24 protein-coding genes and 1 riboswitch are annotated in these 24938 nt (G+C 69.6%); of the genes, 12 read left to right on the plus strand and 12 right to left on the minus strand.

The features are described 5' to 3' along the window. Positions 1 to 15: 15 nt before the first annotated feature. Complete coding sequence (locus tag ACJJV7_RS13225) at positions 16 to 1425, minus strand: D-alanyl-D-alanine carboxypeptidase family protein (protein ID WP_405374025.1); 1410 nt, start codon at positions 1423 to 1425, stop codon at positions 16 to 18. 39 nt (positions 1426 to 1464) lie between these two features. Then, positions 1465 to 1574, plus strand: a riboswitch (TPP riboswitch). On the opposite strand from ACJJV7_RS13225, the gene ACJJV7_RS13230 reads away from it, so the two are divergent. The 3 genes from ACJJV7_RS13230 (at position 1567) to ACJJV7_RS13240 (ending at position 4480) form a co-directional block, all read left to right on the plus strand. After that, positions 1567 to 2217, plus strand: coding sequence for an ECF transporter S component (locus ACJJV7_RS13230; protein ID WP_405374024.1), 651 nt, complete (start codon positions 1567 to 1569; stop codon positions 2215 to 2217). Its footprint overlaps the riboswitch before it by 8 nt. After that, positions 2214 to 3683 (plus strand): ABC transporter ATP-binding protein, encoded by a 1470-nt coding sequence (locus ACJJV7_RS13235; protein ID WP_405374925.1) that lies wholly within the window; start codon positions 2214 to 2216, stop codon positions 3681 to 3683. Before ACJJV7_RS13230 ends, ACJJV7_RS13235 begins: the two co-directional genes overlap by 4 nt. 32 nt (positions 3684 to 3715) lie before the next feature. Continuing rightward, the gene (locus ACJJV7_RS13240) at positions 3716 to 4480 is read left to right on the plus strand and encodes an energy-coupling factor transporter transmembrane component T family protein (RefSeq protein WP_405374923.1); all 765 of its coding nucleotides are present in this window, start codon (positions 3716 to 3718) and stop codon (positions 4478 to 4480) included. Positions 4481 to 4502: 22 nt separating this feature from the next. Here the strand turns inward: ACJJV7_RS13240 and ACJJV7_RS13245 are convergent, their stop codons facing one another. Together ACJJV7_RS13245 and ACJJV7_RS13250 are read right to left on the minus strand one after the other, a co-directional pair. After that, a complete protein-coding gene (locus ACJJV7_RS13245) occupies positions 4503 to 5015 on the minus strand; it encodes a GNAT family N-acetyltransferase (protein ID WP_405374023.1) in 513 nt (170 codons plus the stop codon). A 9-nt stretch (positions 5016 to 5024) separates the two neighbouring features. Beyond that, positions 5025 to 5303, minus strand: coding sequence for a hypothetical protein (locus ACJJV7_RS13250; protein WP_405374021.1), 279 nt, complete (start codon positions 5301 to 5303; stop codon positions 5025 to 5027). 281 nt (positions 5304 to 5584) lie between these two features. Between ACJJV7_RS13250 and ACJJV7_RS13255 the strand changes: the two genes are divergently transcribed. From ACJJV7_RS13255 to ACJJV7_RS13265, 3 genes are all read left to right on the plus strand, one after another. Further along, the gene (locus ACJJV7_RS13255) at positions 5585 to 6346 is read left to right on the plus strand and encodes an SDR family NAD(P)-dependent oxidoreductase (protein ID WP_405374019.1); all 762 of its coding nucleotides are present in this window, start codon (positions 5585 to 5587) and stop codon (positions 6344 to 6346) included. 26 nt (positions 6347 to 6372) lie between these two features. Then, complete coding sequence (locus ACJJV7_RS13260) at positions 6373 to 7146, plus strand: enoyl-CoA hydratase/isomerase family protein (RefSeq protein WP_405374018.1); 774 nt, start codon at positions 6373 to 6375, stop codon at positions 7144 to 7146. A 76-nt stretch (positions 7147 to 7222) separates the two neighbouring features. Next, the gene (locus ACJJV7_RS13265) at positions 7223 to 8062 is read left to right on the plus strand and encodes an SDR family oxidoreductase (RefSeq protein ID WP_405374017.1); all 840 of its coding nucleotides are present in this window, start codon (positions 7223 to 7225) and stop codon (positions 8060 to 8062) included. Between the two features lie 12 nt (positions 8063 to 8074). Here the strand turns inward: ACJJV7_RS13265 and ACJJV7_RS13270 are convergent, their stop codons facing one another. The 9 genes from ACJJV7_RS13270 to ACJJV7_RS13310 form a co-directional block, all read right to left on the minus strand. Beyond that, positions 8075 to 8923, minus strand: a complete 849-nt coding sequence (locus ACJJV7_RS13270) for a Cof-type HAD-IIB family hydrolase (protein ID WP_405374015.1) — start codon at positions 8921 to 8923, stop codon at positions 8075 to 8077. A gap of 63 nt (positions 8924 to 8986) precedes the next feature. After that, the gene (locus ACJJV7_RS13275) at positions 8987 to 9487 is read right to left on the minus strand and encodes a GNAT family N-acetyltransferase (RefSeq protein ID WP_405374013.1); all 501 of its coding nucleotides are present in this window, start codon (positions 9485 to 9487) and stop codon (positions 8987 to 8989) included. A gap of 73 nt (positions 9488 to 9560) precedes the next feature. Then, positions 9561 to 10979, minus strand: a complete 1419-nt coding sequence (locus ACJJV7_RS13280; protein WP_405374012.1) for a glycoside hydrolase family 1 protein — start codon at positions 10977 to 10979, stop codon at positions 9561 to 9563. 79 nt (positions 10980 to 11058) lie between these two features. Continuing rightward, complete coding sequence (locus ACJJV7_RS13285) at positions 11059 to 12918, minus strand: beta-glucoside-specific PTS transporter subunit IIABC (RefSeq protein WP_405374010.1); 1860 nt, start codon at positions 12916 to 12918, stop codon at positions 11059 to 11061. Between the two features lie 183 nt (positions 12919 to 13101). After that, positions 13102 to 14007: a PRD domain-containing protein gene (locus ACJJV7_RS13290; RefSeq protein WP_405374008.1), complete on the minus strand. Its 906-nt coding sequence runs from the start codon at positions 14005 to 14007 to the stop codon at positions 13102 to 13104. A gap of 30 nt (positions 14008 to 14037) precedes the next feature. Next, positions 14038 to 15966: a glycoside hydrolase family 127 protein gene (locus ACJJV7_RS13295; RefSeq protein WP_405374006.1), complete on the minus strand. Its 1929-nt coding sequence runs from the start codon at positions 15964 to 15966 to the stop codon at positions 14038 to 14040. Continuing rightward, positions 15963 to 16856: a carbohydrate ABC transporter permease gene (locus tag ACJJV7_RS13300; RefSeq protein WP_405374004.1), complete on the minus strand. Its 894-nt coding sequence runs from the start codon at positions 16854 to 16856 to the stop codon at positions 15963 to 15965. Before ACJJV7_RS13300 ends, ACJJV7_RS13295 begins: the two co-directional genes overlap by 4 nt. Positions 16857 to 16861: 5 nt before the next feature. Next, positions 16862 to 17776 (minus strand): carbohydrate ABC transporter permease, encoded by a 915-nt coding sequence (locus ACJJV7_RS13305; RefSeq protein WP_405374002.1) that lies wholly within the window; start codon positions 17774 to 17776, stop codon positions 16862 to 16864. Between the two features lie 60 nt (positions 17777 to 17836). Further along, positions 17837 to 19132: an ABC transporter substrate-binding protein gene (locus ACJJV7_RS13310; protein WP_405374001.1), complete on the minus strand. Its 1296-nt coding sequence runs from the start codon at positions 19130 to 19132 to the stop codon at positions 17837 to 17839. Between the two features lie 171 nt (positions 19133 to 19303). Between ACJJV7_RS13310 and ACJJV7_RS13315 the strand changes: the two genes are divergently transcribed. The 6 genes from ACJJV7_RS13315 (at position 19304) to ACJJV7_RS13340 (ending at position 24932) form a co-directional block, all read left to right on the plus strand. Then, positions 19304 to 20329 carry a LacI family DNA-binding transcriptional regulator gene (locus ACJJV7_RS13315; RefSeq protein ID WP_405373999.1) on the plus strand — a complete coding sequence of 342 codons (1026 nt, stop codon included), beginning with the start codon at positions 19304 to 19306 and terminating at the stop codon, positions 20327 to 20329. A 63-nt stretch (positions 20330 to 20392) separates the two neighbouring features. Continuing rightward, entirely contained in the window at positions 20393 to 21652 is a 1260-nt protein-coding gene (rlmN, locus tag ACJJV7_RS13320; protein ID WP_405373997.1) for a 23S rRNA (adenine(2503)-C(2))-methyltransferase RlmN, read from the plus strand. Between the two features lie 101 nt (positions 21653 to 21753). Then, a complete protein-coding gene (locus ACJJV7_RS13325; protein WP_405373995.1) occupies positions 21754 to 22767 on the plus strand; it encodes an aldo/keto reductase family protein in 1014 nt (337 codons plus the stop codon). Positions 22768 to 22781: 14 nt separating this feature from the next. Further along, on the plus strand, positions 22782 to 23261 hold the full coding sequence (locus tag ACJJV7_RS13330; protein ID WP_405373994.1) for an NUDIX domain-containing protein: 480 nt from the start codon (positions 22782 to 22784) through the stop codon (positions 23259 to 23261). 112 nt (positions 23262 to 23373) lie between these two features. Beyond that, on the plus strand, positions 23374 to 23676 hold the full coding sequence (locus ACJJV7_RS13335; protein ID WP_405373992.1) for a hypothetical protein: 303 nt from the start codon (positions 23374 to 23376) through the stop codon (positions 23674 to 23676). Further along, positions 23673 to 24932, plus strand: coding sequence for a hypothetical protein (locus ACJJV7_RS13340; RefSeq protein ID WP_405373990.1), 1260 nt, complete (start codon positions 23673 to 23675; stop codon positions 24930 to 24932). Before ACJJV7_RS13335 ends, ACJJV7_RS13340 begins: the two co-directional genes overlap by 4 nt. Positions 24933 to 24938: the final 6 nt, after the last annotated feature.

Below are 24938 nucleotides of genomic sequence, written 5' to 3' on the forward strand. Positions count from 1 at the left end.
GGCTGCATCGTCGGCTCAGTCGATGATGCCGAGAAGCTGGAGCGGGTGACTCAGCCGCCACCAGGCGTCGGGCCCCGGAAGATCTCCGACCTGCTGGAGCCCGACCTCATCGGCGTCCACCGGACCCGTCAGGGTGAGGGTGCCGGCCGCATCCCCGGCGGTGCGCTCCTCGCCGAGGTCGAACTCCGCCGCGGGCGTGGCCGTCGCTCCGTTCCAGAGCAGGACGGATGCCTCGCGGTCGGTGACCAGCTGCGTCGACGCGCCCCACGCGGTCGTCACATTGCCCACGACGGTTCCCGGTGCGAGCGTCGTGGGAGCGGCGACCTCCGCCGCGACGTCGTCGAGGAGACGCTCGGCCTCGCTCGTCCGCAGGCGGTTGGTGGGCTGATCGGTCACTGCGGCGATGAGTGTGACATCCTCATCGCCGACCGTCAGGGTGCGGGCCGCGAGCAGGTTGTAGTTGCCCAGGTAACTGCCGGTCTTCAGGCCGACGACGCCCTGCTCGCCGAGAAGGGCGTTCGTGTTCTCGAACTCGCCCGCCCCGGGCAGCTCCGCCGATCGCGTAGCGACGATCTCGGCGATCACCGGGTTGGCCAGTGCTTTCTCGGCCAGCGCGATCATCGCCTCGGGGGTGGCCTCGTTGCCTCGGTCGAACCCGGAGGCATCCGTCACTGTGATGCCCTCGAGGCCGTTGTCCGCGAGCCAGGTGTTCGCGGCCGCCGCGTAGTCGTCGATCGATCCGAACGCCTCGGTGGCGAGCCTGTCGGCGTAGTTGCTCGCCGAGGCGATCAGCATTCCCTGGAGCATCTGGTACTCGCTGAGCGAGCCGTCATCGGGCACGTTCAGGGCCGACTGGTTGCCGGAGATGTACTGCCAGTACTCCTGACGGTCCGCGAAGTCGAAGGTGTACGCGGGTCCCTGCTCGCCGACGGCGAGGGGAGCCGCGTCGAGCACGACGAGCGCCGTGACGAGCTTCGTGATGCTCGCCAAACGGTCGGCCTCGTCGGTGGATGCCGCGGGGGAGAACCCCGAGACCGCGACGGCTGCGGTGCCCTCTTCGGGCCAGTCGATCGATGAGGCGGGCGCGCGGAGCGCCGTGACCTCGGTGGCCGTGACGGCGGGTTCGACGGCGGACAGAGGCCACAGCAGCATGCTCGCCGTGTAGGCGATCGCCAGGCCGCCCACGGCGATCGAGGGGAACACGACGACACGCGCGTCGACCCGCCGCCGCGGTGCGCGCAGCGGGGGGAGGAGCTCGAAGCCGGCCGTCCGCGTCGGCGCGGCGGGCAGCGCGTCGGGGTCGACCCAGCCGAGAGCAGTGCCGCGTGAAGTCGCGGCCTCGGCGGAATCGGCCTGGACAGGCGTGTCGGCCGTCTGGGTGCGGCGTTCCCGACGCGAGAGAGGGGTCGGGTCGTCCGTGGTCACGCTGACACGCTACCTGGCTCCGCTGGGTGGTTATACTCGTCCCAGAACCACGGGAGTCCGGTGAGCCGGGCTGAGAGGAAGCGATCCACGCTTCGACCGTCGAACCTGATCCGGATCATGCCGGCGCAGGGAGGAGAACACATGCACGCTGTTGCGTCCACTTCCACGTCCACCTCTTCGGGGCGTCCCCCCGTCGCTCCCAGCCGGTACAGCTGGCGGGTCGTCGACATCGTCGTCGCCAGCGTTCTGGGCGTCGCCATCGGGCTCCTGTTCTGGTTCTGGAACGGCGTCGGATACGGCTGGTTCACGGTGATGGATGCCGCGACACCGGGTCTCGGCGGTCTCGCCGTCGGCATCTGGCTCATCGGCGGCGTGATCGGCGGACTCGTCATCCGCAAGCCCGGTGCCGCACTCCTGGTCGAGGTCGTCGCCGCGGTCGTCTCGATGCTGCTGGGGAACGTGTGGGGCGTCTCGACGCTGCTGTCGGGTCTCGTCCAGGGGCTGGGCGCCGAGCTGATCTTCGCCGTCTTCCTCTACCGCCGGTTCGGTATCGCCATCGCCGCGCTCGCCGGCGTCGGCGCTGCGGTGGCCGCCTGGGGCTTCGAACTCTTCTACGGCACCTCGCCCAATATCCTCAAGACCCTCGAGTTCAACGTCATCTACCTCGTCTCGGTCGCCGTCTCCGGCGCTGTGCTCGCGGGAGTGCTCGGGTGGCTCCTCGTGCGTGCGCTCGCGAAGACGGGGGCGCTCAGCCGCTTCGCCGCCGGTCGCGAAAGAGCGGAAGAGGTCTGACCGGCGTCGCCGGAGGGCGCCCCGCGGGCGTTCGCGCCCTCGGGTGGGGCTGGCGCCACGCCGGCCGGCGCGCTCCCGCCGTCCGGGACGTGTCGTTCACGATCGAACCCGGCGAGCGCGTGCTCGTGCTCGGATCGTCGGGGTCGGGCAAATCCACGCTGCTCTCCGGGATGGCGGGGCTCCTCGGCGGGCAGGATGACGGCGAGGCCACCGGCTCGATGCGCGTGGACGGCGCCGACCCTGCCGGTCAGCGGGGCCGGATCGGACTCGTCCTGCAGGACCCCGACGCCGGTGTCGTCCTGTCACGGGTCGGCGACGACGTCGCGTTCGGGTGTGAGAACCTCGGGATGCCGCCGGCCGAGATCCCGTCACGGGTCGACGCGGCCTTGGATGCCGTAGGCCTCGATGTGCCGCTGGTGCGGGAGACCGCGCACCTGTCGGGCGGTCAGAAGCAGCGCCTGGCGATCGCGGGCGTCCTCGCGATGGAGCCGGGTCTGCTGCTCCTCGACGAGCCGACGGCGAACCTCGATCCCCAGGGAGTGCGCGAGGTGCGCGACGCCGTGGGGCGGGCGATCGACATGACCGGCGCGACCCTGATCGTGATCGAGCACCGCACCGAGGTGTGGGTCGACCTCATGACGCGGGTCATCGTGCTCGACGCCGACGGCGGGCTCCTCGCCGACGGCACCCCGGGCGAGGTCTTCACCCGGCACGCCGCCGCGCTCCTCGATGCGGGGGTCTGGATCCCCGGTCATCCGGTGGACCTCCCGTCTCTCCCGGAGGTCGACGCGCCTGCGCCCGCTGCCCTCCGTGCCCGCTCGCTCGGCATCTCCCGCGACGGCAGGGTCGCGGTCCGGAGCGGGATCGACCTCGACATCGGAGCCGGATCCGCGACGGTCATCACCGGGCCCAACGGCGTCGGGAAGTCGACGCTCGCCCTCACCCTTGCAGGACTCCTGCCCGAGTTCGCCGGTGTCGTCGAGTCGGTGACGCTCCCGCCGGGTCGGCGCGGCGCCCGTCCATCGAGATGGACCTCACGGGAACTGCTCACCCGGATCGGAACGGTCTTCCAGGATCCGGAGCACCAGTTCCTGACGTCCACGGTGAGAGAGGAGCTGGCGGTGGGGCCGAAAGCGCTCCGACATCCGCTTCCGAAGATCGAGAGCACCGTCGACGACCTGCTCGATCGCCTGGGGCTGACGACGCTCGCCCGCGCCAACCCTTTCACGCTGTCCGGGGGGCAGAAGCGGCGGCTCTCCGTCGCGACCGTGCTGGCGACCTCACCGCAGGTCATCGTGCTCGACGAGCCGACGTTCGGACAGGACCGTCGCGGGTGGGCCGGCATCGTCGCCCTTCTGCAGGAACAGCTCGGAGAGGGGCGGTCGATCGTCGCCGTGACGCATGACGAGGACATCCCGCGGCACCTCGGCGGGCGCCGACTCGACCTGTCGGCGGCGGCGACGTGACCTCGGTCGAGCGAGGCAGCCTGCATCTCAGCATGCACCGGGGGGCGTGGCTCGACGGCGTCAACCCGGCCGTACGCATCGGGATCGCGTTTTTGCTCTCGATCCCGCTGCTGGCCACCATCGACCCCATCAGCGGCGTGGCAGCCATCGTGCTGCAGGCCGCCTGCATCCCGCTCACCGGGCTCCGGGTGCGAACCGTCCTCCTGCGCGTGGCGCCGATCCTCCTGCTCGTGCCGGTGGCGGGGCTCAGCATGCTCCTCTACGCCGAGCCCGGCGGCACCGTCTACTGGTCGTTCTGGTACGCGACCGTCAGTGACGATTCGATCGCCTTGGCCATCGCGGTCGCGGTCCGAATCGTCGCGCTCGCACTGCCGGCGATCCTGCTGTTCGCGAGGGTCGACCCGATCGATCTGGCCGGGGCGCTCGCGCAGGTCGTCCACCTTCCCGGGCGTTTCGTCCTCGGTGTCCTGGCCGGCACGCGCACGCTCGGCCTGTTCTTGAGCGACTGGCGCGCGATGCGCCTCGCCCGTCGCGCGCGCGGCGTGGGAGATCAGGGAGCGTTCAGACGCTTCGTCTCGATGGCGTTCGTCTTGCTCGTCTTCGCGGTCCGTCGCGGCACGCGCCTCGCCACGGCGATGGAGGCCCGCGGCTTCGGCGCTCCGGTTGAGCGCACCTGGGCGCGACCCTCCGTCCTGTCGAGGCGCGACGCTGTCGCGGCGGCGGGCGCGACGATCATCGTCGCCCTCGCCATCGGCGCCGCCGTGGCGGCGGGCACGTTCCGCTTCGTCTGGTCGTGACCCGCGGTTCTACGCGCAGGTGTCAGAGCACGAGCTCGAAGCAGACCGAGCGGGGCATCGTCTCGCCGTAGGGCTCGTAGACCGGAATGCGCGTGAATCCGGCGGTCTCGTAGAGCCGGATCGACTCGGGCTGCTGCAGTCCCGTCTGCAGGATCACGCGGGCCGCCCCGCCCGCCCGAGCGCGCTCGACGACGGCGGCGACGAGCCCGCGGGCGATCCCACGACCGCGATGCGTGGATGCCACGACGAGACGCTTGAGTTCCCATTCCGCTCCGAGTCGGCGGAGGATCACGTGTCCGGCGGGCGTTCCCTCGGCATCCACCGCGATGAGCGTCGCGACAATCTCGTCGGGGTGGAGGGCGAGTGCTCGCGACCGCGCGGCTTTGCGCTCCGGCGGCTCGTCGCCGTGGAATCCGTCGTACCGCGCACCGAGATCGGCGTCGAGCTGTCGCCGCAGTGCTTTCGCGCGCGGGTCGTCGTGTGCGACGTCGAGGATCTGCCAGGTGGGAGTGCGCGTGGAGGGTCGTTCGGTCACCGGACGAGCCTATTCGTCCGTCGGGACATCGAGGCGGCGCAGGAGGCGAGTAGGGGCGGTGCGGCGGTAGGACGCGTCGAGGAGCTCGCCCAGTTCGGCTTCGTCGAGGTCGGTGAGGTCGATTCCGAGCCGCACAGATCCGCCGAAGTAGGCGAACACTTTCGTCGTGAAGAAGGCCGGGCGGCCATGGCTCACCTTCTCCTGAACATCCGGCAGGGCGAGCGCGTACCTGCGGACGACGGCCAGCTGCGGATCGTCGTCGCGGAACATGAGGGGACGCTCGGCCACGGTTCCATCTTGGCGCTGCCTCTTTCTCACCGCGACTGGCAGCGTCCGCGACGGCGTTCGTGGTCGCCGGCTACCTCGCAGCGGTCGCGATCTTCGACGCCGCGATGCGCTGACGCGTCAAGTCGCGTTCCAGAGCTCGCGGTAGCGCGCGAGCCGCTCCTCTCCGGGTCCACGCCGGCGGATCGCCACATCACCGGCGTGCGGCTAGCCTGGAGGCACACGCGCCGGGTGGCACGCAGTCGCAACCCGTGTGAGACCGGATCCCGTTCGAAGGAGAGCGCATGGACATCGTCGGAGCTTCCGCCCTCATCACCGGCGGTGCCAGCGGCCTCGGGCTCGCGACCGCCCGTCGCCTCGCCGCCCGGGGCGCGCACGTCGTGATCGTCGATCTCCCCGGGTCGGCCGGTGAGGCCGCCGCTGCCGAGCTCGAGGGCACGTTCGTGCCCGCCGACGTGACGGATGCCGGCCAGGTCGCCGAGGCGGTCGTGGCCGCGGTCGCCGCCGCCCCCCTCCGCGTCGCCGTGAACTGCGCGGGCATCGCGCCACCGGCCAAGGTGTTGGCGCGCGATGGATCGCCGAACCCGGTCGACGACTTCGCTCGCATCGTCCGCATCAATCTGATCGGCACCTATACGGTGGTCGCCCACGCCGCAGCGGCGATGGCCGTGACCGAGCCCGACGCGGCAGGAGGCCGGGGCGTCATCGTCAACACCGCCTCGGTCGCCGCGTTCGACGGCCAGATCGGGCAGCCGGCCTACGCAGCCAGCAAGGGCGGTGTGCACGCCATGACGCTGCCGATCGCCCGCGAGCTCGCCCGGTCCGGCATCCGAGTCTGCACGATCGCACCGGGGATCATGGAGACGCCGATGCTCGCCGGACTCCCGCAGCCCGCGCAGGACTCGCTCGGCGAGCAGGTGCCGTTTCCCGCACGACTCGGTCGACCCGACGAGTTCGCCGCCCTCGTGCAGCAGATCATCGAGAACGACTACCTGAACGGCGAGACCATCCGCCTCGACGGAGCGATCCGTATGGCACCGAAGTGACCAGCCCGCCCGACCAAGGGAGAACGATGAGCGACACCATCCTGCTCGAGCGTGACGGCGCCCTCGCGCGCATCACCTTCAACCGGCCCGCATCGCTCAACGCGATGGACTTCGAGATGGGCGAGCGCTGGCGCGACCTCGCCCACCAACTGACGTCCGACCCCCACGTGGGCGCGATCATGCTGGATGCCGCGGGCCCCGCGTTCTGCGCGGGCGGCGACGTGGTCGCGATGGCGGCGTCGGACGGCACGGGTGCCGAGATCACCGAGATGGCGCACGTGATCCACGACGGCATCCGCACGTTCGTCGACTCGGACATCCCGATCGTCGCAGCCGTGCACGGCGCGGTCGCCGGCGGCGGGCTCGGACTGATGCTCACGGCCGACTACATCGTCGCCGGTCCGCAGGCGAAGTTCGTCAGCAAGTACGCCGACATCGGCCTCACCCCCGACCTCGGCGTCTCGACGCTGCTTCCCGCCGCCATCGGACAGCGCCGGGCGCTTCAGCTGCTCCTCACCGACACGACGATCGATGCCGATACCGCGCGGGAGTGGGGCATGGTGGCCGAGATCGCCGGCGAGCCGCACGCCCGCGCCCTCGAGGTCGCGCGCGGGTGGCTGGACGGCGCGACAGGTGCCTTCGGTCAGGCGAAGCGGCTCATTCGCTCGGGTGCGCATCGGCCGTTCGCCGACAACCTCCACGACGAGGCGGCGACGATCGGCGCGGCATTCGACACCGACGACTCCCGGCAGCGCGTCGCCGCGTTCGCGGTAGCGTCGCGCCGCGGGCGCACCGCCTGACCCCCCACCGCCTGACCCCCAGCGCCTGAACACCCCGCGCTCTGACCCACCGGCATCCGACCTGCAAGGAAGCACCATGACCGAGACGACCCTCGCCGGCAAGACCATCCTGATGTCGGGCGGCAGCCGCGGCATCGGCCTTGCGATCGCGTTGCGCGCCGCCCGCGACGGCGCGAACATCGCCCTGCTCGCGAAGACCGACACCCCGCACCCCAAGCTCGAGGGAACCGTGCACTCGGCGGCCGAGCAGATCCGCGCGGCCGGTGGTCGTGCGCTCCCGATCGTGGGCGACGTCCGAAACGACGACGACGTGACCGAGGCCGTGCTGAAAACGCAGGGCGAGTTCGGTGGCATCGACATCGTGGTCAACAACGCGTCGGTCGTCGATCTGTCGGGGTCGGGCGAACTGGCGATGAAGAAGTACGACCTGATGCAGGACGTGAACGTCCGCGGCACGTTTCTGCTCTCCCGCACGGCGCTTCCGATGCTGAAGGATGCCGCGAACCCGCACATCCTGTCGCTGTCGCCGCCCCTCAACCTGTCGCCGCGGTGGCTCGGCGCCCACACCGGGTACACCCTCGCGAAGTACGGCATGACGATGGCGACGCTCGGCCTCGCCGCCGAGTTCGCGGGTGACGGGATCGCGGCGAACACGCTCTGGCCGCAGACCACGATCGCGACCGCCGCGGTGCAGTTCGCCCTCGGCGGCGACCGGATGATGAGGGTCAGCCGCACGCCCGAGATCTACGCCGACGCCGCATACGAGGTGCTCCGCCGGCCCTCGCGCGAGCGCTCGGGCCAGACGCTGATCGTCGAGGACGTGCTGCGAGAGGCCGGCGTCACCGACTTCTCGGGTTATGCGGCCACGCCGGGCACGCCCGACGCCGACCTGTTCCCCGACATCTTCCTCGACTGAGCCGGGTCGCCCTCAGACGAGGCCGAGCGTCACGAAGGCGTTCCACACGCCGTCGTCGAGCACGTCGGTCGTCACGGCGCCGGCCCGCTCCTTGAGGGCGGGGTCGGCGTTGCCCATGGCGACCGGGGAGCCCACGACGTCGAACATCTCGGCATCGTTCCAGCTGTCGCCGATGCCCACCGCGTCGGCGGCGTCGAGGTCGAGCACGTCGAGCACGCGGAGGATCGCCGAGCCCTTGGTCACCCCGCGGAGCCCGATCTCGCCGTTGGAGCCGCCGGGGAGGGGGATGCTGCCCGGGATGACGTGGAAGCGCTCGCCGAGGTCGTCCTGGGCGCGCGCGACGCTGTCGGACCGCTCGCTGATGAAGGTCGTCTTGGCGATGCGGTCGAGGTCGGCCTCTTCGAGCGGGCGGTAGCTGACGATCGGCTTCGGGTCGACGATCTCGGTCTGGCCGAGGCGGCGGGCGTCTTCGATCTGCCGGTCGCGGCGCTGACGGAAGAAGTCGTCGACCATCGCGCCGACCCCACGGCTCGCGTACACGGCCTCGTTCGACTGCAGGAAGTAGTGGATGCCCTCGCGGTCGAAGTACTCGATGAGGTGGTCGGTGTCGGCCCGGGGCATCGGCTCGTCGAAGAGCAGCTCGTCGCCGCGGACGGCGTAGGCGCCGCCGTTGGTGATCGCGCCGTCGTAGCCGATCTCTCGGACCTTCGGGTGGATGTCGCCGGCGGCGCGGCCGGTGCACAGGTACACGAGGTGACCGTTCGCGCGGGCGGTGCGGATGGCGGCGACGGTGGAGGGGGCGATCGTGTCGCCGTGCTCCAGGATCGTGCCGTCGACGTCGAGGAAGGCGATGCGGGTCATGATTCCATTCTCGGTGATGCGGGTGAACGCTCGGAGCGGACCCGATCCGGAGAACGGATGCCGTCAGCGCGAGGTGTTCGGCGAAGGGGTGGAGCCCGTGAGGGGCTTGCGGAGGAAGATCTGGTCGACGCCCCCGTCACCGGGGACGCGCTCGGTCTCGACGTACCCCTCCCGCTCGTACAGTCGGATGTTCGCCTCGCTGAGCGATCCGGTGAACAGCTCGGCGGTCGTGGCTCCGGCATCCCGCCCCGCTGCCTCGACGGCGGCGAGCAGCTGAGACCCGACGCCCCGGCCCTGTTGGTCGGGGGCGATGGCGATGCGGCCGATGAGCAGCAGCTCGCCGTCGACCTTCGCGCGAGCGGCCCCGACGATGCGGTCGCCGTCGACGGCGACCCGGCCGTGGTTGTCCTGCAGCTCTGCGGTGATCTCGTCGAGCGACTGCGTGAGCGGGGGCATGTCGGGATCGCCGTAGATCAGGGCCTCCTGCACGAAGGCGGCGCGTTGCAGCGTCAGCACTTCTCCGGCGTCGGCGGGGGTGATGGGGCGGATCTCGATGTCACTCACTTCGGAAGGCTAACGAGAGCGCCGCCGCGGGCGGTGGGGGTTGACGCCGGAGCGCCCGCCCCCACCGATGCGGTCAGTGCTGCAGGCTGGCGCCGTTCGTGCCGATGACCTCGGCGTACCAGTCGAACGACTTCTTCTTGTAACGCTCGAGCGAGCCGGAGCCGTCGTCGTTGCGGTCGACGTAGATGAAGCCGTACCGCTTGCTGAGCTGGGCGGTCGACGCCGAGACCAGGTCGATGCAGCCCCAGGTCGTGTACCCCATGAGGTCGACGCCGTCGGCGATGGCCTCGCCGACCGCCTCGAGGTGGGCCTGCAGGTAGGCGATGCGGTAATCGTCGACGACGGTCTTCACACCGTCGACCTCGACGAGCTGGTCCTTCGCGCCCAAGCCGTTCTCGACGATGAACAGCGGCTTCTGCCACCGGTCCCAGAACTGGTTCAGCACGAGGCGCAGACCCACGGGGTCGATCTGCCAGCCCCACTCCGATTCCTTCAGCGTGGGGTTCTTCACGCCGCCGAAGAGGTTGCCCTCGCCCATGACGCGCTTCGACTCATCGGTCGTCTCGCAGATCGAGGAGTAGTAGCTGAACGACACGAAGTCGACGGTGTTCTCCTTGAGGAGCGTCCGGTCCTCGTCGGTGATGTTCAGCTCGACGCCCTGTTCGCGGAGGCTCCGCAGGTAGTAGCCGGGGTACTCGCCGCGCACGTGGATGTCACCGAAGGCGAGGTTGACGCGCTCGGTCGTCAGAGCGGCGAACACGTCGTCGGGGTTCGGCGTGAGCGGGTAGACCGGCATCGACAGCACCATGCAGCCGATCTGCGCGTTCGGCGCCAGCTCGCGGGCGACCTTCGTGGCGAGGGCGGATGCCACCAGCTCGTGGTGGACGGCCTGGTACAGGTCGGTCTTGGAGAGCTGCTCCTTCGGGGTGTTGATACCCCCAGACATGAACGGCGCGTGCACGACCGAGTTGATCTCGTTGAAGGTCAGCCAGTACGTCACCCGGGCGCCGTAGCGGCTGAACAGGGTGCGGACGTAGCGCTCGTAGAAGCCGATGAGGTCGCGGTTCACCCAGCCGTCGTAGGTCTCTGCCAGATGCAGGGGCGTCTCGTAGTGCGAGATCGTGACGAGGGGCTCGATGCCGTGCTTCTCGAGCTCGTCGAGGACGCGGTCGTAGAAGGCGAGGCCCGCCTCGTTGGGCTCGGTCTCGTCGCCCTTCGGGAAGATGCGGCTCCAGGCGATCGAGAACCGGAAGGTCGTGAAGCCCATCTCGGCGAAGAGCGCGATGTCCTCCGCGTACCGGTGGTAGAAGTCGATGCCGACCTGCTTCAGGTTGTCGTCGGTGGGTCCCTCGGCGCGGGGGGTCATGATGCCCTTCGGCATCACGTCCTGGATCGAGAGGCCCTTGCCGTCTTCGAGGTAAGCGCCCTCGAACTGGTTCGCGGCGGTCGCGCCGCCCCAGAGGAAGCCGTCGGGGAACGAGATGGTGCTCATGAGTCGCTTTCGTGTCGTCTGTGGGTGTCGGGGAGGGATGCCGGGCCGCGCCGGTTCGGGGCGGCCCGGCATCCGAGGGTCAGGCGCGGACGGCGGCCGATTCGATCGCGATCGCCGTGAAGAGCGGCTCGCCGTGGGCGACCGGGCCCGTGGCCAGGCCCGTCAGCGTCGGATAGAGCTCGGCGTTCGTGACGATGACCGGGGTGGTCAGGTCGTAGCCGGCCCGCTCGATCGCGTCGCCGTCGAACTCGACGAGCAGATCGCCGGCCTTGACCTCCTGGCCGGTGGTGACCTTGACGTCGAAGTGCGTGCCGCCGAGCTTGACGGTGTCGATGCCGATGTGGATGAGCACCTCGGCGCCGTCGGCGTGGCGCAGCCCGATGGCGTGGCCGGTCGGGAAGGCGGCTGCGACCGTCGCGTCGAACGGGGCGTAGAGCGCTCCGCTTCGGGGCATGATCGCAACGCCGTCTCCGAGAGCGCCTTCGGCGAACGCGGCATCCGGGGTCTCGGACAGCGGCACCACGGTGCCGTCGAGCGGGCTGAGGACGATCACGTCGTTCTCTGCCACGGCGGCTGCGGGGGCGGCGTCTTCGGTGGGCTCGACGAACCCGATGATGACCGTGAGCAGGAACGGCACGATGATCGCGACGGCGAGGCCGAGGGCCAGCATCAGCATGTTCCCGTTGCCGAACAGCGCGGGGAGGGCGAGACCCGAGGGGACGACGAAGGCGGTCGAGAAGACGCCGCCCAGGGCGATGATCGCGCCACCGACGGCGCCGCCGACGATGCCGAAGGCGAACGGCCGCTTGAGCGGCAGGTTGATGCCGTAGATCGCGGGCTCGGTGATGCCGGCCAGGAAGCCCGACAGGGTGGCGGGCGCGGCGAGCGACTTCAGGTTCTTGTTGCGTGCGCGCACCCAGACGCCGGCGACGGCTGCCGCCTGAGCGAGGACGGCCGCGAAGACCGGGCCGATGAGCATGATCTGGCCGCTGGTCTGGAACTCGAGCGTGAACAACGGCACGAGGCCCCAGTGCAGGCCGAAGATGACGAAGACCTGCCACAGGCCACCCATGATGGCTCCACCGGCCCACGGGGCGTTGTCGAAGACCCAGCCGATGGCGCGGCCGAGGCCGCCGCCCAGCAGGTCGGAGATCGGGCCGACGACCACGAAGACGATCGGGACGGCGACGAGTACGACGAGCATCGGCGTGATGAAGCGGCGCACGGCGCTCGGGAGCTTCGCGTAGAGGAAGCGCTCGGCGTGGCTCTGCAGCCAGACGATCACGATGATCGGGATGACGCTCGAGACGTAGCTGACCATCGTGAACGGGATGCCGAAGAACGTCAGGTCGGGCTGGCCGACGAGACCCGTCATGGTCGGGTAGACCAGGGCGCCGGCGATCGCGAGCGACGTCCACTCGTTCGCCTTGAAGTAACGGGCGGCGGTGATCGACAGGGCGATCGGGAGGAAGTTGATGAACGCGTCGGAGAGCGCGTTGAGAACGGCATACGTCGAGGTCTCGGTGGAGATCCAGCCGAACGTGACGGCCGCGGCGAGGAACGCCTTCAGCAGGCCCGTGCCGGCGAGCGCCCACAGTACGGGGGTGAAGATCGACGAGATCATGCTGATGAAGCGGTTGAACAGGTTGCCCTTCGGGGCATCGGATGCCGCGCCGTCGCCCTGCGCGGAGCCGAGCTTCGAGATCTTGCCGATCTCGGCGTAGACGTCGGGAACGTCGTTGCCGATGACGACCTGGTACTGGCCGCCGGCCTGCGCCACGGTGACGACACCGGGAACGGCCTTGACCGCTGCGCCGTCGGCCTTCGACTCGTCCTTGAGCACGAAGCGCAGGCGGGTCGCGCAGTGCACGAGCGAACTCACGTTCTCTTCGCCGCCGACGCCCTTGAGGACGCCCGCCGCTGTCTGGGAGTAGTCCATCGGACTCTCGCTTTCTCGCCGCCTCAGTGCGGCATTCCGGGTCTCAGGACCGCGAGGGGCCGTTTCCGGGCAACAAAAAAACCTGAACTCGTTCATCGTCCGAAAACGATGTGAGTTCAGGTTTTGCCTGCTGCCGCAGTAACAATCCGTCGCGTCCGCGGGGCTACTTCGCCCTGCAGAGGGTCACGCTAGCACCTCGTCGCCCGCCTCGCCAGTGGTCGGCGGTGCGACCTGCGAGGCCAGGCGTTCGACGTGGACGATCACGTAGAGCAGCTCCTCGTCCGTCAGCTCCGACTCCGTGGCGGCGCGCACGTAGGCCTTGACCTCCTGCGCGATCGCGAACGACCTGGGGTAGCTGTGCTTGGCGAACTCGAAGAACGAGCTGTCGGCGCTGCGGAGCATCGTCCGTGAGACCAGGCGCTGGAGGAGGAACTGGATGTGGAGGATGAACCGCGCGTAGTCGGGACTTTCGACGTCGAGCGTCACTCCCAGACCGTTCTCGACGGTCATCACGACGTGCTGAACCCGGCGGAACAGGAGCGCGGCGGTGCCGTTCGGCTCGTCACGAGTCGCATTGAGCAGGTGCATCGTGAGGAAGACGGCCTCCTCGGGCGGGAGCTCTCGCTCGAGGGCGGTGGAGATGGACGTCGCCATCGCCACCGCCGCGGCGAACTCGCGGGCGTGCAGGACGCGGAGCTCGGGCATGTTGGCGGTGGGGATGCGGACCCCGCGGTCGAGACGCTCGAGGACGAACTGCACGTGATCGATGACGGCCATCGTGAAGCGTCGGTCGAGATGGTGCCCGAGGGATCGCTCGGCCTGATCGACGGCGCGGGTGACGGCCTCGATGATCGGATACGGCACGTCGGTGAGCAGTTGCCGCTCCCTGTCGCCGTCCTCGCCGCCATGGAGGATGAAGGTCTTCTCGACCTTGTCGGGGTCGATCGTGTCGGTCGGCTTCAGCTGGAAGCCGAGCCCGCGCCCCATGAGGACGCGCTCCTGACCCTGGTCGTCGATCGAGATGACGACGTTGTTGTTGAGCACCTTGTGCACAAGCGTTCCGCGGCGCTGCGGTGCCCCATCCGTCATGGCGACGAGTCTAGGTGGCGGGCCGCTGCGTCAGGGCGCCGGAAGCCAGACCCGCATCGTCGCCGGGCCCCGGTTGCCCCACTGGTGGTAGCGGACCAGGCGCACCTGTTCGGACTGCGAGGCCACCTGCTCTCCCGATCCGTACGGCCACGAGGCGCCCTCCTCGGAGCGGAGCGCGACGCCGATCCACAGCTCGCCGTCACGGTCGACGGGGTGCGCGTCGGTCAGCACCGCGTTGACGTCGGCGCCGGCGGGCAGGTCGACGGATTCGAGCGCGTAGACCTCCGGGCCCCGTTCCACCGCGATGCACCCGCGGACCGCGTCGATCCGCGCGTCGGGGCGGGTGACCCGCACGTCGAGGGGCAGGTCGAGCGTCACCGTGTCGCCCTCGGCGAACGCGCGGCGGAGCGAGACGATGCCGGGCTCGGCGGGCTGCTCGTGCGTGGCACCGTCCGCGGCGCGGAGGCGCAGCATCCCGCCCCGGGCCCAGGCCGGGACGCGCACCGACAGCGTCCAGGCGGTGTCGGCGGACTCGCGCACCGTGAAGGCGACGGAGCCCTGCGCGGGGTAGGCGGTCGCAACGTCGACGGCGATACGGATGCCGTTCGCCAGCGACGTGCGGATCTCGGCCGGCGCGTACTGGTGCACCTGGAGGCCGTCGTCGTCGACGGTCGCGACGTAGCCGTCGAGGCTCGCCATCGTGCGGGCGAGGTTCGGCGGGCAGCACGACACGTCGAACCAGGGGGCGCGGACGGACGACGAGGCCCGCGGAGAGGTCCCGGTCGGATCGGCCGCTTCGCCCTCGACGCGCTGATGGAGCGTGTTCGCATAGAAGAATGCGGTTCCGTCGGCGCTCGGCGACGTGGCCACGACGTTGAACAGGGTCCGCTCGATGAGGTCGGCGTAGGCCGGGTCGCCCTCTGCGAGAAGCAGGCGCCACGAGAACATCACCGAGGCGATCCCGGCGCACGTCTCGGAGTAGGCCCGGTCGGGCGGCAGCTCCCAGTCTTCGCCGAACGCCTCGTCCTGGTGGTGCGAGCCCTGGCCACCGGTCAGATACGTGCGGCGGGCGCGGGTGTGCGACCACTGGGTGCGGAGGGCGCCGAGCAGGTCGTCGTCCGCCGTCTCGACGGCGACGTCGACGGCTCCTGCCGCGAGGTAGTTCGCGCGCACGGCGTGACCGCGGAGGGTCGTCGCCTCGCGCACGGGCACGTCGTCCTGGAAGTACGACCGGCCCCACTCGATGTCGCGCAGGGTCGCGTGACCGCGACGGCTCACGAACAGCCCGGCCATCTCGATGTAGGCCTGTTCGCCGAGCGCCCGACCGAGCTCGGCGAGCCCGGCCTCGACTTCAGCGTGACCGCAGACGCTCTCGAGACCGCCCGGGCCGAACACCGTGCAGACGAGATCGGCCGAGCGTCGGGCGATCTCGACCAGCCCGTCGTCGGAGCCGGGCCGGGTGCGGTGCCGCGCGACGGCGGCCTGGAAGAGGTGGCCGAAGCAGTAGAGCTCGTGCCCCCACTCGAGGTCCGACCAGCGGGGCCCCTGGCCGGGGCGACCGAACCGGGTGTTCAGGTAGCCGTCGTCCTCCTGCGCGGCGGCGATGCGCGCGACGGTCGTTCGCAGGTGCGCGTCGAGAGCCGGGTCGCCGGAGCGGCCGATCTCCCAGGCCACGGCTTCGAGGTACTTGTAGACCTCCGAGTCGGCGAACTCGCGGCCGCGCCGACCGGTGGGGAGGCGGCCCGTGGCGGCGAGGTCGAAGTTCGGCAGCCAGCCCTCCGATTCGAGCCGGTCGGCGATGTGGGCGAGGGTGTGGCGCGCGTTCGTCTGCTGACGCTCGGCCCAGAAGCCGCCGGTGATGCGGACCTCATCGAGCCCGAGCGGGCGGAGTCGGCCATGAGTGGGGGAGACGGGGGCCATGGGGGCGATGCCCGTCGAGGGGAGAGTGGTCATGGTCATCCTTTGAAGGCGCCGGACATGAAGCCGCGCACGTAGTGACGTTGGAGGATCAGGAAGAGGAGGATGCAGGGCACGGCGAGCACGACGACTCCCGCCTCGGTGGCGCCGTAGTCGACGACGCCCTGCACCTGTCCCCGGAGATTGGCCACCGCGAGGGGGAGGGTCATCCGGTTCGAGTCGTTGATGAGGATCAGCGGCGCGAAGAAGTCGTTCCACGCCGTCAGGAAGGCGAACAATCCCACGGTCACGAGCCCGGGCTTGACCGCCGGGAGCAGGATCCGCCACAGCGCGCCGAACGACGAGCATCCGTCGACCATCGCCGCTTCGTCCATCTCGCGAGGGATCGACTCGAACGACACCCGCATCATGAACATCGAGAACGGGAGCTGGAACATCGTCAGCACGAGGGCGACGCCCACGAGCGAGTTCTGCAGGCCCACCGCGTTGAGGAGCACGTAGAGCGGGATCAGCAGCGTCGCGTAGGGCACCATCAGGATCGCCAGCACGACGAGGAAGAGGGCGTTCTTACCGGGGAAGGAGAACCGGGCGAACGCGTAGCCGCCGGTCACCGACAGCAGGAGGGTGAGGAAGACGGTGAGCAGCGAGACGAACAGGGAGTTGCCGAGGTACACCCAGATCCCCGCCTGGTAGTCGGCGAGGGCGGCGTAGTTGCCGAATCCCCAGCCGTCGGTCTGGCTCGTGCCGGCGCGGGGGCCGACGGACGAGATAGCCGTCCAGATGAGCGGGTACAGGAAGATGATGGCGAGCGCCGTCGTGAAGACCGCGTACGGGATGCCGAGGATCACCCTCGTGGTCCGGCTGCGGCGACGGCGGGCCGAGGCCGAGGGGGCTCCGGGGGCGACGAGCGTGCGGGTGGCTGTCAGGGTCATGGGGTTCAGCTCTCGTCGGGGCGACGGAACGCCCGCAGTTGGAAGAGGTTGATGACGATCAGGGCGCCGAGGACGATCACCGAGAGTGCGCCGGCGATGCCGAGGTTGTTCTGGCCCTGGAAGGCGACGCTGTAGATCAACTGCACGATCGTCACCGTGCTGTTGTCGGGGCCGCCCTTGGTCAGGATGTAGAACTGCTCGAACGCGAGCAGCGATCCGGTCACACACAGGACGGTCGTGAGGGCGAGCGTGGGCCGCAGCAGCGGGATCGTCACGTCGCGGAACGTCTGCCAGCGCGAGGCGCCGTCGATGCGGGCGGCTTCGTAGACCTCGTCGGGGATCCCCTGCAAGCCGACGAGCATCAGCAGCATGTAGAAGCCGGCGAACCGCCAGACGATCAGGAAGACCGTCGACCAGAGCGCCCCCTCGGGCGTGCCGAGGAAGGTGATCCCCCAGGCCGACATGAGCTCGGCGAACGGGCCGGCCACGGGCGAGTAGAGCACGTAGAAGAGCAGCGACGCCGAGGCGAGGCCGAGTGCGCTCGGAACGAGGAAGGCGGTGCGCAGGAGCCCCTTCCACCGGGTCGACTCCTGCACGATCAGCGCGAGGCCGAGACCCAGGCCGAGCAGGAGGACCGTCGTGACGACCGTGTAGAGGAGCGTGAAGCGGACCGAGTCCCAGAAGAGGCGGTGATCGACGGCGTCGATGAAGTTCTCGGGGAGATTGAGCCCCTGGTTGCCGCTCAGGAGCGGCCAGTCGGATCCCGACATCTGCAGCACGAGGCCCAGGGGGATGAGGAAGAGGAAGATCACGAAGAGGGCGGTGGGGGAGGCGAAGGCCCATCCCTGCGCGGCCCCGCCGATGGTGCGACGGCGCCGCCGCGTGGGTGCGGGCCGGAGCGCCGAGTCTGTGACGGCCATGTCAGCCTTTCGGTCGGGTCGGTGCGGGTGGGGCCGTGAGGACGACCCCACCCGCGAGGATCACTGCTGGAGGACGGCGGTGATCTCGTCGTTGTCGGCGTCGATCGTGTCGTCGTCACCGAGGACGGCGCCGCGCACGAGGCTGAGCCAGGGGCTGTCGGGTGCGTTGAACGCCTGCTGGAAGTTCAGGGCGACGGGGGTGTCTCCCTGACCGGCCACGTCGTTGATCGTCACGAGGCGCGGGTCCTTCTCGGAGTACTCGTTGGTGGCGAGGTCGGCGCGGGCGACGACGTCGTTGTTCTTCGCGAGCACCTGCACCTGTGCGTCCTCCGGCATGAGCCACTGCAGGAAGTTCCACGCCTGCGGCGACTTCTTGGAGTCCTTCGAGATGCCCAGGCCGTCTCCGCCGACGAAGGTCGAGGCGCCGCCCTCGGGGCCGGCGATGCCGGCGACACCGGCGTCGAACGGCGTGGAGGACAGCAGGGTGGCCGGGTAGTACATCAGGCCGACCTTGCCCTCGGTGAATCCGGCCGTCCACGTGGGGCCCGCCTCGTCCTGCGAGCTCGGTAGCACTGCGCCCGAGTCCCAGAGGTCCTTCCACATGGCGTACGTCTCCTTGGCGGTGTCGCTGGCGAGGAGCGACTCCATGCCGTCATCGCCGAGCACCTCTTCACCGTCCGCCCAGATCGTCGGGAACCAGGTGAACACGAGGCAACCGCCGCAGTTGAGTCCGGTCGCGGTGCCGTACGTGCCCGGCTTGTCGAGCGCCTGCACGGCCTTGGCCGCGGCGGCGAATTCCTCGAGGGTGGCGGGGGCCTTCTCGGGGTCGAGTCCCGCCTCGGCGAACAGTTCCTTGTTCCAGAAGAGCATCGACAGGTCGAGGACGAAGGGCAGCACGTGCTCCTTGTCGTCGACGGTGCCCGCGCTCAGGTGGCCCTTGTTGATCTCATCCTTGAAGGGCAGCTGGTCGATCTGTGCGCTGATGTCCTGGAAGAGTCCCTGCTCGACCCAGTTCGGCACGTAGACGATGTCGGCGGCGAAGAGATCGGGAAGGCCGTCAGAGCCGGCCGCGGCGCCGACCTTGGCGACGTAGTCGTCGTTCGGCACGACGGTCAGCTCGACCTGGTTGTCGTGGCTGGCGTTGTAGGCCTCGACGAGGAGTTTCGCCTGCTTCTCGAGCGGTGCGCGCGTCCACAGGGTGAGGGTCGAGCCGTCGTCCACGCCCTCGGCGGGGATGTCGGCGGGCGCGGCGGTGGGGGTGTCCGCGGCGCACGCCGCGAGTGACACCACGAGGGCCCCGGTGGCGAGGGCCGCCGCGAGGGTCCGTGCAACGGACCGGCGTCGGGTGGTGGTCATTGCTAACTCCTTCAACTCTTCATCGAGTGGGGTCTCCGCGATGCGTACGGGTCGCATCGCAGTTCCTTCGGCGAGGGTTCGAAACTTTCGAAACCCATTTCGGGACGGTAGCGCGCCGCGGGGCATATAGTCAATACGCAACCCGATAACCTTTTCGAAACGGAGCGGGGAATGTCCACGAGCGGTGCCGGTGCGCGAGCGTCGACGCTGGGCGATGTCGCCCGGCGGGCGGGAGTGTCGGTGTCGACGGCGTCGAAGGCCATGAACGGCCGTACCGATGTCGCGTCCGAAACGCGGCGCCGCGTGCTCCTCGCCGCCGACGAGCTGGCCTTCACGCCCAACGCGATGGCGCAGGGTCTCCTCGCCGGTCGCACCGGGACGGTCGGCCTCCTCACGAGCGACCTCGAGGGCCGGTTCATGCTGCCGATCCTGATGGGCGCCGAAGACGCCTTCGGCGCCGGACAGGTGAGCGTGTTCCTCTGCGACGCCCGCGGCGATGCGATCCGTGAGCAGCACCACCTCCGCGCGCTCCTGAGCCGCCGCGTCGACGGCATCATCGTCGTGGGCCGGCAGACCGACCCGCGGCCCTCGCTCGGGCAGGACCTCCCGGTGCCCGTGGTCTACGCGTACGCACCCTCCGACGATCCGCGCGACCTCTCCCTCACCCCCGACAACCGCGCCGGCGGCCGGCTGGCGATCGAGCACCTGCTCGCGTGCGGGGCCCGGCGCATCGCGCACGTGTCGGGCGATCCTGCCTACGCGGCTGCGCGCGACCGGCTCGAGGGAGCCGAGGCGGCGCTCGCAGACGCCGGACTGTCGTTCGTCGCGCCGCCGATGTTCTCGGAATGGTCGGAGCACTGGGGCCGCGACGCCGCCGCGATGCTGTTGCAGCGGCATCCCGAGATCGACGGGATCTTCGCGGCATCCGATCAACTGGCGCGCGGCGTCCTCGATTCGGCGCGCGAGTTCGGTCGCTCGGTGCCGCACGACCTCGCCGTCATCGGGTACGACAACTGGGAGATCATGTCGGCGAGCTCACGCCCCGAGCTCACGAGCATCGACGCCAACCTCCAGCAGCTGGGGCGCGAGGCCGCGCAGCGCGTGTTCGAGGCGATCGACGGCGCCGAGACCCCGCGCGGGGTGCGCGAGCTGCCGGTGCGCCTCGTGATCCGCGGCTCCACCATCGCCCGGCTCTGAGGCCGCGCGGCGGGATCGACCGCCGCCCGGCATCCATCCAGTCCACTCCCGTACCCTGGAACCATGACCGAGTCCACTCCCGTGCGCCCTACGGGGCTCTCACCCGTGCGCACCACGACGCCCCGGCAGGTCAAGCCCGCCACCGAGGGGTGGACCCAGCAGAAGGATGCCGAGGGTCGCCCCCTGCTCCAGTTCGCGAGCCCGAAGCGCGGAAAGCCGCCGGTGCACCTCGCCGATCTGACCCCCGAACAGCGCGTCGAACGCGTGAAGGAGCTCGGTCTTCCCGGGTTCCGCGCCGGACAGCTCGAGAAGCACTACTTCGAGCACTACACCTCGGATGCCGCGCGGATGACCGACCTGCCGGCCGCCACCCGCGATGAGCTCGTCGCCGGAATGCTCCCCCCGCTGCTGACGGAGGTGCGCCGCCTCGAGACCGACGGCGGCGACACCATCAAGTTCCTCTGGAAGCTGCACGACGGCGCGCTCGTCGAGTCGGTGCTCATGCGCTACACGGGCCGCATCACGCTCTGCGTGTCGAGCCAGGCCGGCTGCGGCATGAACTGCCCGTTCTGCGCGACCGGCCAGGCCGGCCTCACCCGCAACATGTCGGCGGGCGAGATCGTCGAGCAGATCGTCCGCGCCAACCGCCTGATCGCCGACGGTGGTCTCGGTGACCCGCGCAAGGTCGGGCACAGCGGCGAGCGCATCACCAACATCGTCTTCATGGGCATGGGCGAGCCGCTCGCCAACTACGCCCGCGTGATGCAGTCGGTCCGCACCATGGTCGACAAGAAGCACGGCCTCGGCATGAGCGCCCGTGGCATCACGATCTCGACCGTCGGCCTCGTGCCCGCGATCCGCAAGCTCGCCGACGAGGACATCCCCGTCACCTTCGCCCTGTCGCTCCACGCCCCCGACGACCTGCTGCGCGACGAGCTCATCCCGGTGAACTCGCGCTGGAAGGTCGATGAGGCCCTCGACGCCGCCCGCGAGTACTTCGAGAAGACGGGTCGTCGCGTCTCGATCGAGTACGCGCTGATCAAGGACATGAACGACCACGCGTGGCGCGCCGACCTCCTCGCCGCCAAGCTCAACGAGCGCGGTCGCGGCTGGGTGCACGTGAACCCCATCCCGCTGAACCCGACTCCCGGGTCGATCTGGACCTCGTCCGACGTCGACGTGCAGAACGAGTTCGTGCGCCGGCTGAACGACGCCGGCGTCCCCACGACGCTCCGCGACACCCGCGGCAAAGAGATCGACGGCGCCTGCGGGCAGCTCGTCGCGACCGAAGAGGACGAGGTCGCAGCCGCGAGCAGCGTCTGACCTCGGGCTGCGGGAGCGTCCCGCGACGCGGCTGTTCCGCTGTCCGCGTGATCCTGTCAACCCCGCGGCCGTCCCGGGGGAGGCAGCGGTAGCGTTTTCCCATGGTCAACTATCGCTTCCTCGGAAACAGCGGCTTGAAAGTCACCGAGCTCACCTACGGCAACTGGCTCACCCATGCGTCGCAGGTGGAGAACGACGCCGCGATCGCCACCGTCCACAAGGCTCTCGACCTCGGCATCACCTCCTTCGACACGGCTGACGCCTACGCGAACACCGCCGCCGAGGTCGTCCTCGCCGAGGCCCTCAAAGGCCAGCCGCGCGAGTCGGTAGAGATCTTCACGAAGGTCTACTGGCCCATCGGGCGCAAAGGCCCGAACGATCACGGTCTCTCCCGCAAGCACCTGATGGAGGGCATCAACGGCTCGCTGTCGCGCCTGAACACCGACTACGTCGACCTCTACCAGGCGCACCGCTACGACTACGAGACCCCGCTCGAAGAGACGATGCAGGCGTTCGCCGACATCGTCCGCCAGGGCAAGGCGCTCTACATCGGCGTCAGCGAATGGACCGCCGAGCAGCTGCGCGCGGGCCACGCCCTTGCGAAGGAGCTCGGCTTCCAGCTCGTCTCGAACCAGCCCCAGTACTCCGCGCTGTGGCGCGTCATCGAGGGCAAGGTCGTTCCGACGTCCGAAGAGCTCGGCATCTCCCAGATCGTCTGGTCGCCGCTGGCGCAGGGCGTGCTCACGGGCAAGTACGTGCCCGGTCAGCCGCTCCCGGAGGGCTCGCGCGCGACCGACGGCAAGGGCGGCTCGGACATGATCTCCCGGTTCATGAACGACGAGACGCTGAGCGCCGTCCAGAAGCTGAAGCCGATCGCCGACGATGCCGGACTCACCCTCCCGCAGCTCTCGCTCGCGTGGGTGCTGCACAACCCCAACGTCGCGGCCGCGATCGTCGGGGCTTCGCGTCCCGAGCAGCTCGAGGACACCGTGAAGGCGTCGGGTGTCGAGCTCGACGACGCCGCGTACCAGGCGATCAACGATGCGCTCGCGCCGGTGTCGGCGACCGACCCCGAAGAGACGTACTCGGTGTCGCCCAAGAAGCGCCTGATCTGACGCCCCGGCCTCCCATGGCCACGCACAGCGCCGGCATCCTGCTCTACCGTCTCGACGGGACGGGCGGGGTGTCGGCGTTCGTCGTCCACATGGGCGGACCGTACTGGGCGAAGAAAGACGAGGGCGCCTGGTCGATCCCCAAGGGGGAGCTCGACGACGGCGAACCCGCGCTGGACGCGGCTCGACGCGAGTTCCGCGAGGAGCTCGGCGTCGATGCGCCGGAGGTCGACTACGCCGAACTCGGCACGTTCCCGTACTCGTCAGGCAAGCAGGTGACGGTCTTCGTCGCAGACGGTGCAGCCTTCGCGGCATCCGACTTCGCCTTCGGGGAGTTCGAGATGGAGTGGCCACCGCGGTCGGGGCGGACGGCCTCGTTCCCCGAGGTCGACCGCGCCGAATGGATGCCGCTGGCACGGGCGGCCGAGCTGGTCGTGAAGGGGCAGCGGCCCGCGTTCGAGCGGCTCGCCGGGTTGCTGGGCGAGCAGGGGCGCTGAGCATTCGCGGCCGGATCGTCTCGGCCGCACGGTGAAGCGGGGAGCTCTCCCCATCGCCGTTCGCAGGGAACCGTCCTTAGGATGAATCCCGACCGGACGGTGGAGGGGCGATATGGGTGACGGAGTCGAGATCCCGCTGGACTCGATGCAGGCGTTGAGCGATGCGCTGCACGAGATCATCGCGGAGTTCGAAGCGGCCGGGGGACGTACGACCCGCCTGATCGAGGCGATCGGCGAGCCGCAGGGGGACAGCCGGCTCGCACGCGCCGCCGAGGACTTCGAGTCGGAGTGGGACGACAAGCGCGAGACGCAGCGTCGGAACCTCGAAGAGATGAAGAAGCGCCTCGATGATGCCCGCGACGGGTGGAGGGACGCCGACGTCGAACTCGCCGCCAGCCTGGAGGCATCGGAGTGACGGAGTACTCGTACATCTACTCACGCGAGGACATGCCCGCGACGTCGGGCGGTCGACGGGTGCGACACATCGACGGCGAGCCGGCGACGATCTCACTTCGCGCGACCGAGATCGAGGATCTCGGCGACAAGATGTCGCGTGCCGCCGCCACGCTGCAGCTTTTCGCTGACGGCACGATCGGGCGCGGAGAGTCGTTCGACAAGATCCGCGAGCAGGCCCAGGAGGTCTATGAGGACCTTCGGGTCGCGTCGGAGCGCTACCGGCCCAGCGGAAGCGCGCTGGCCGACTATGCGACGTCGCTCACCACCGTGCAGTCGTCCACTGATTGGCGGGTGGACGGCGCGGATCGCACGTGGCCGGACGTGCGCGACGCGTCGCGGGCGCTCAGCGCGGCTGAGGGCGATCAGCGTGATTTCGACCGCACCGCCGACGACGAGGAGGAGTCGACCACGCCACGCCCCACGACCGACGCCGAGCAGAGCGCGTTCGATTCCGCTGTCGACTCGTGGGAGACGTACTGGAGCGCGTACGACGCCCCCGTCGAGACGTGGGAGTCGGCGTACGAGCTCGCCGTAGGGAGCCTCCAGCGCACGAACGAGAACGGCGTGTCGGACGGCTTCTGGGACAACGCGATGCCTTTCGTCGAGGGCATGCTGACGGTGCTCTTCTACGTCGGCATCGCGCTCATGGTGGTGGCGTTCTTCGTGACCGGTCCACTCGCACTCCTCGCCGGCGTCCTCGCGGCCGTCGCAGGCGTGATGAGCCTCATGGGGGAGATCGCGAAGATGGCGGCGGGGCGTGGCGATTGGACGAGCGTCGCGCTCGCCGCGGTGGGCGTCATCCCGTTCGGGAAGCTCGCCAAGCTCGGCTCCCTCGCCGATCTGGGGGGCTTCGGGCCCCGCGTCGCGGGCGCCTTCCGCCTCGGAGGTGACGAGTTCGTCCGCTACGGCAGCGACTTCGGGGCATTCATGCGTGGTCGTGCGCCGACCTTGTTCGATCAGTTCGACGAGGCGGGAGAGCTCATCTCCCGGACCCCGCACGGCCTGAACTCGCGGAACCTCTTCCGCACGGTGCTCACGCCCTCCTACCTCGCGCAGGGGAATCAGTGGGTCGGCAGCATCCGTGGCGGATGGCAGGCACTCGCAGGCAATCCGACCAACGTCCTCGAGGCGTTCGGTGGTGCGACCGACGTCTACGTCGACGGCATGGGGCTGCTCTACGAGGCGAATGGGCGGCTGCAGGCTGCGCTCGGCTGAGTGAGA

Source organism: Microbacterium sp. Ld4, assembly GCF_045066555.1.
GTDB lineage: Bacteria > Actinomycetota > Actinomycetes > Actinomycetales > Microbacteriaceae > Microbacterium.

What these genes read in the sequence shown, in the direction of transcription:
- ACJJV7_RS13230 (WP_405374024.1), top strand. Translation starts at nt 1,567, where the DNA reads ATGCACGCTGTTGCGTCCACTTCCACGTCCACCTCTTCGGGGCGTCCC.
- ACJJV7_RS13240 (WP_405374923.1), top strand. Translation starts at nt 3,716, where the DNA reads ATGCACCGGGGGGCGTGGCTCGACGGCGTCAACCCGGCCGTACGCATC.
- ACJJV7_RS13255 (WP_405374019.1), top strand. Translation starts at nt 5,585, where the DNA reads ATGGACATCGTCGGAGCTTCCGCCCTCATCACCGGCGGTGCCAGCGGC.
- ACJJV7_RS13260 (WP_405374018.1), top strand. Translation starts at nt 6,373, where the DNA reads ATGAGCGACACCATCCTGCTCGAGCGTGACGGCGCCCTCGCGCGCATC.
- ACJJV7_RS13265 (WP_405374017.1), top strand. Translation starts at nt 7,223, where the DNA reads ATGACCGAGACGACCCTCGCCGGCAAGACCATCCTGATGTCGGGCGGC.
- ACJJV7_RS13270 (WP_405374015.1), bottom strand. Translation starts at nt 8,923, where the DNA reads ATGACCCGCATCGCCTTCCTCGACGTCGACGGCACGATCCTGGAGCAC.
- ACJJV7_RS13280 (WP_405374012.1), bottom strand. Translation starts at nt 10,979, where the DNA reads ATGAGCACCATCTCGTTCCCCGACGGCTTCCTCTGGGGCGGCGCGACC.
- ACJJV7_RS13285 (WP_405374010.1), bottom strand. Translation starts at nt 12,918, where the DNA reads ATGGACTACTCCCAGACAGCGGCGGGCGTCCTCAAGGGCGTCGGCGGC.
- ACJJV7_RS13290 (WP_405374008.1), bottom strand. Translation starts at nt 14,007, where the DNA reads ATGACGGATGGGGCACCGCAGCGCCGCGGAACGCTTGTGCACAAGGTG.
- ACJJV7_RS13295 (WP_405374006.1), bottom strand. Translation starts at nt 15,966, where the DNA reads ATGACCATGACCACTCTCCCCTCGACGGGCATCGCCCCCATGGCCCCC.
- ACJJV7_RS13300 (WP_405374004.1), bottom strand. Translation starts at nt 16,856, where the DNA reads ATGACCCTGACAGCCACCCGCACGCTCGTCGCCCCCGGAGCCCCCTCG.
- ACJJV7_RS13305 (WP_405374002.1), bottom strand. Translation starts at nt 17,776, where the DNA reads ATGGCCGTCACAGACTCGGCGCTCCGGCCCGCACCCACGCGGCGGCGC.
- ACJJV7_RS13310 (WP_405374001.1), bottom strand. Translation starts at nt 19,132, where the DNA reads ATGACCACCACCCGACGCCGGTCCGTTGCACGGACCCTCGCGGCGGCC.
- ACJJV7_RS13315 (WP_405373999.1), top strand. Translation starts at nt 19,304, where the DNA reads ATGTCCACGAGCGGTGCCGGTGCGCGAGCGTCGACGCTGGGCGATGTC.
- rlmN (WP_405373997.1), top strand. Translation starts at nt 20,393, where the DNA reads ATGACCGAGTCCACTCCCGTGCGCCCTACGGGGCTCTCACCCGTGCGC.
- ACJJV7_RS13325 (WP_405373995.1), top strand. Translation starts at nt 21,754, where the DNA reads ATGGTCAACTATCGCTTCCTCGGAAACAGCGGCTTGAAAGTCACCGAG.
- ACJJV7_RS13330 (WP_405373994.1), top strand. Translation starts at nt 22,782, where the DNA reads ATGGCCACGCACAGCGCCGGCATCCTGCTCTACCGTCTCGACGGGACG.
- ACJJV7_RS13335 (WP_405373992.1), top strand. Translation starts at nt 23,374, where the DNA reads ATGGGTGACGGAGTCGAGATCCCGCTGGACTCGATGCAGGCGTTGAGC.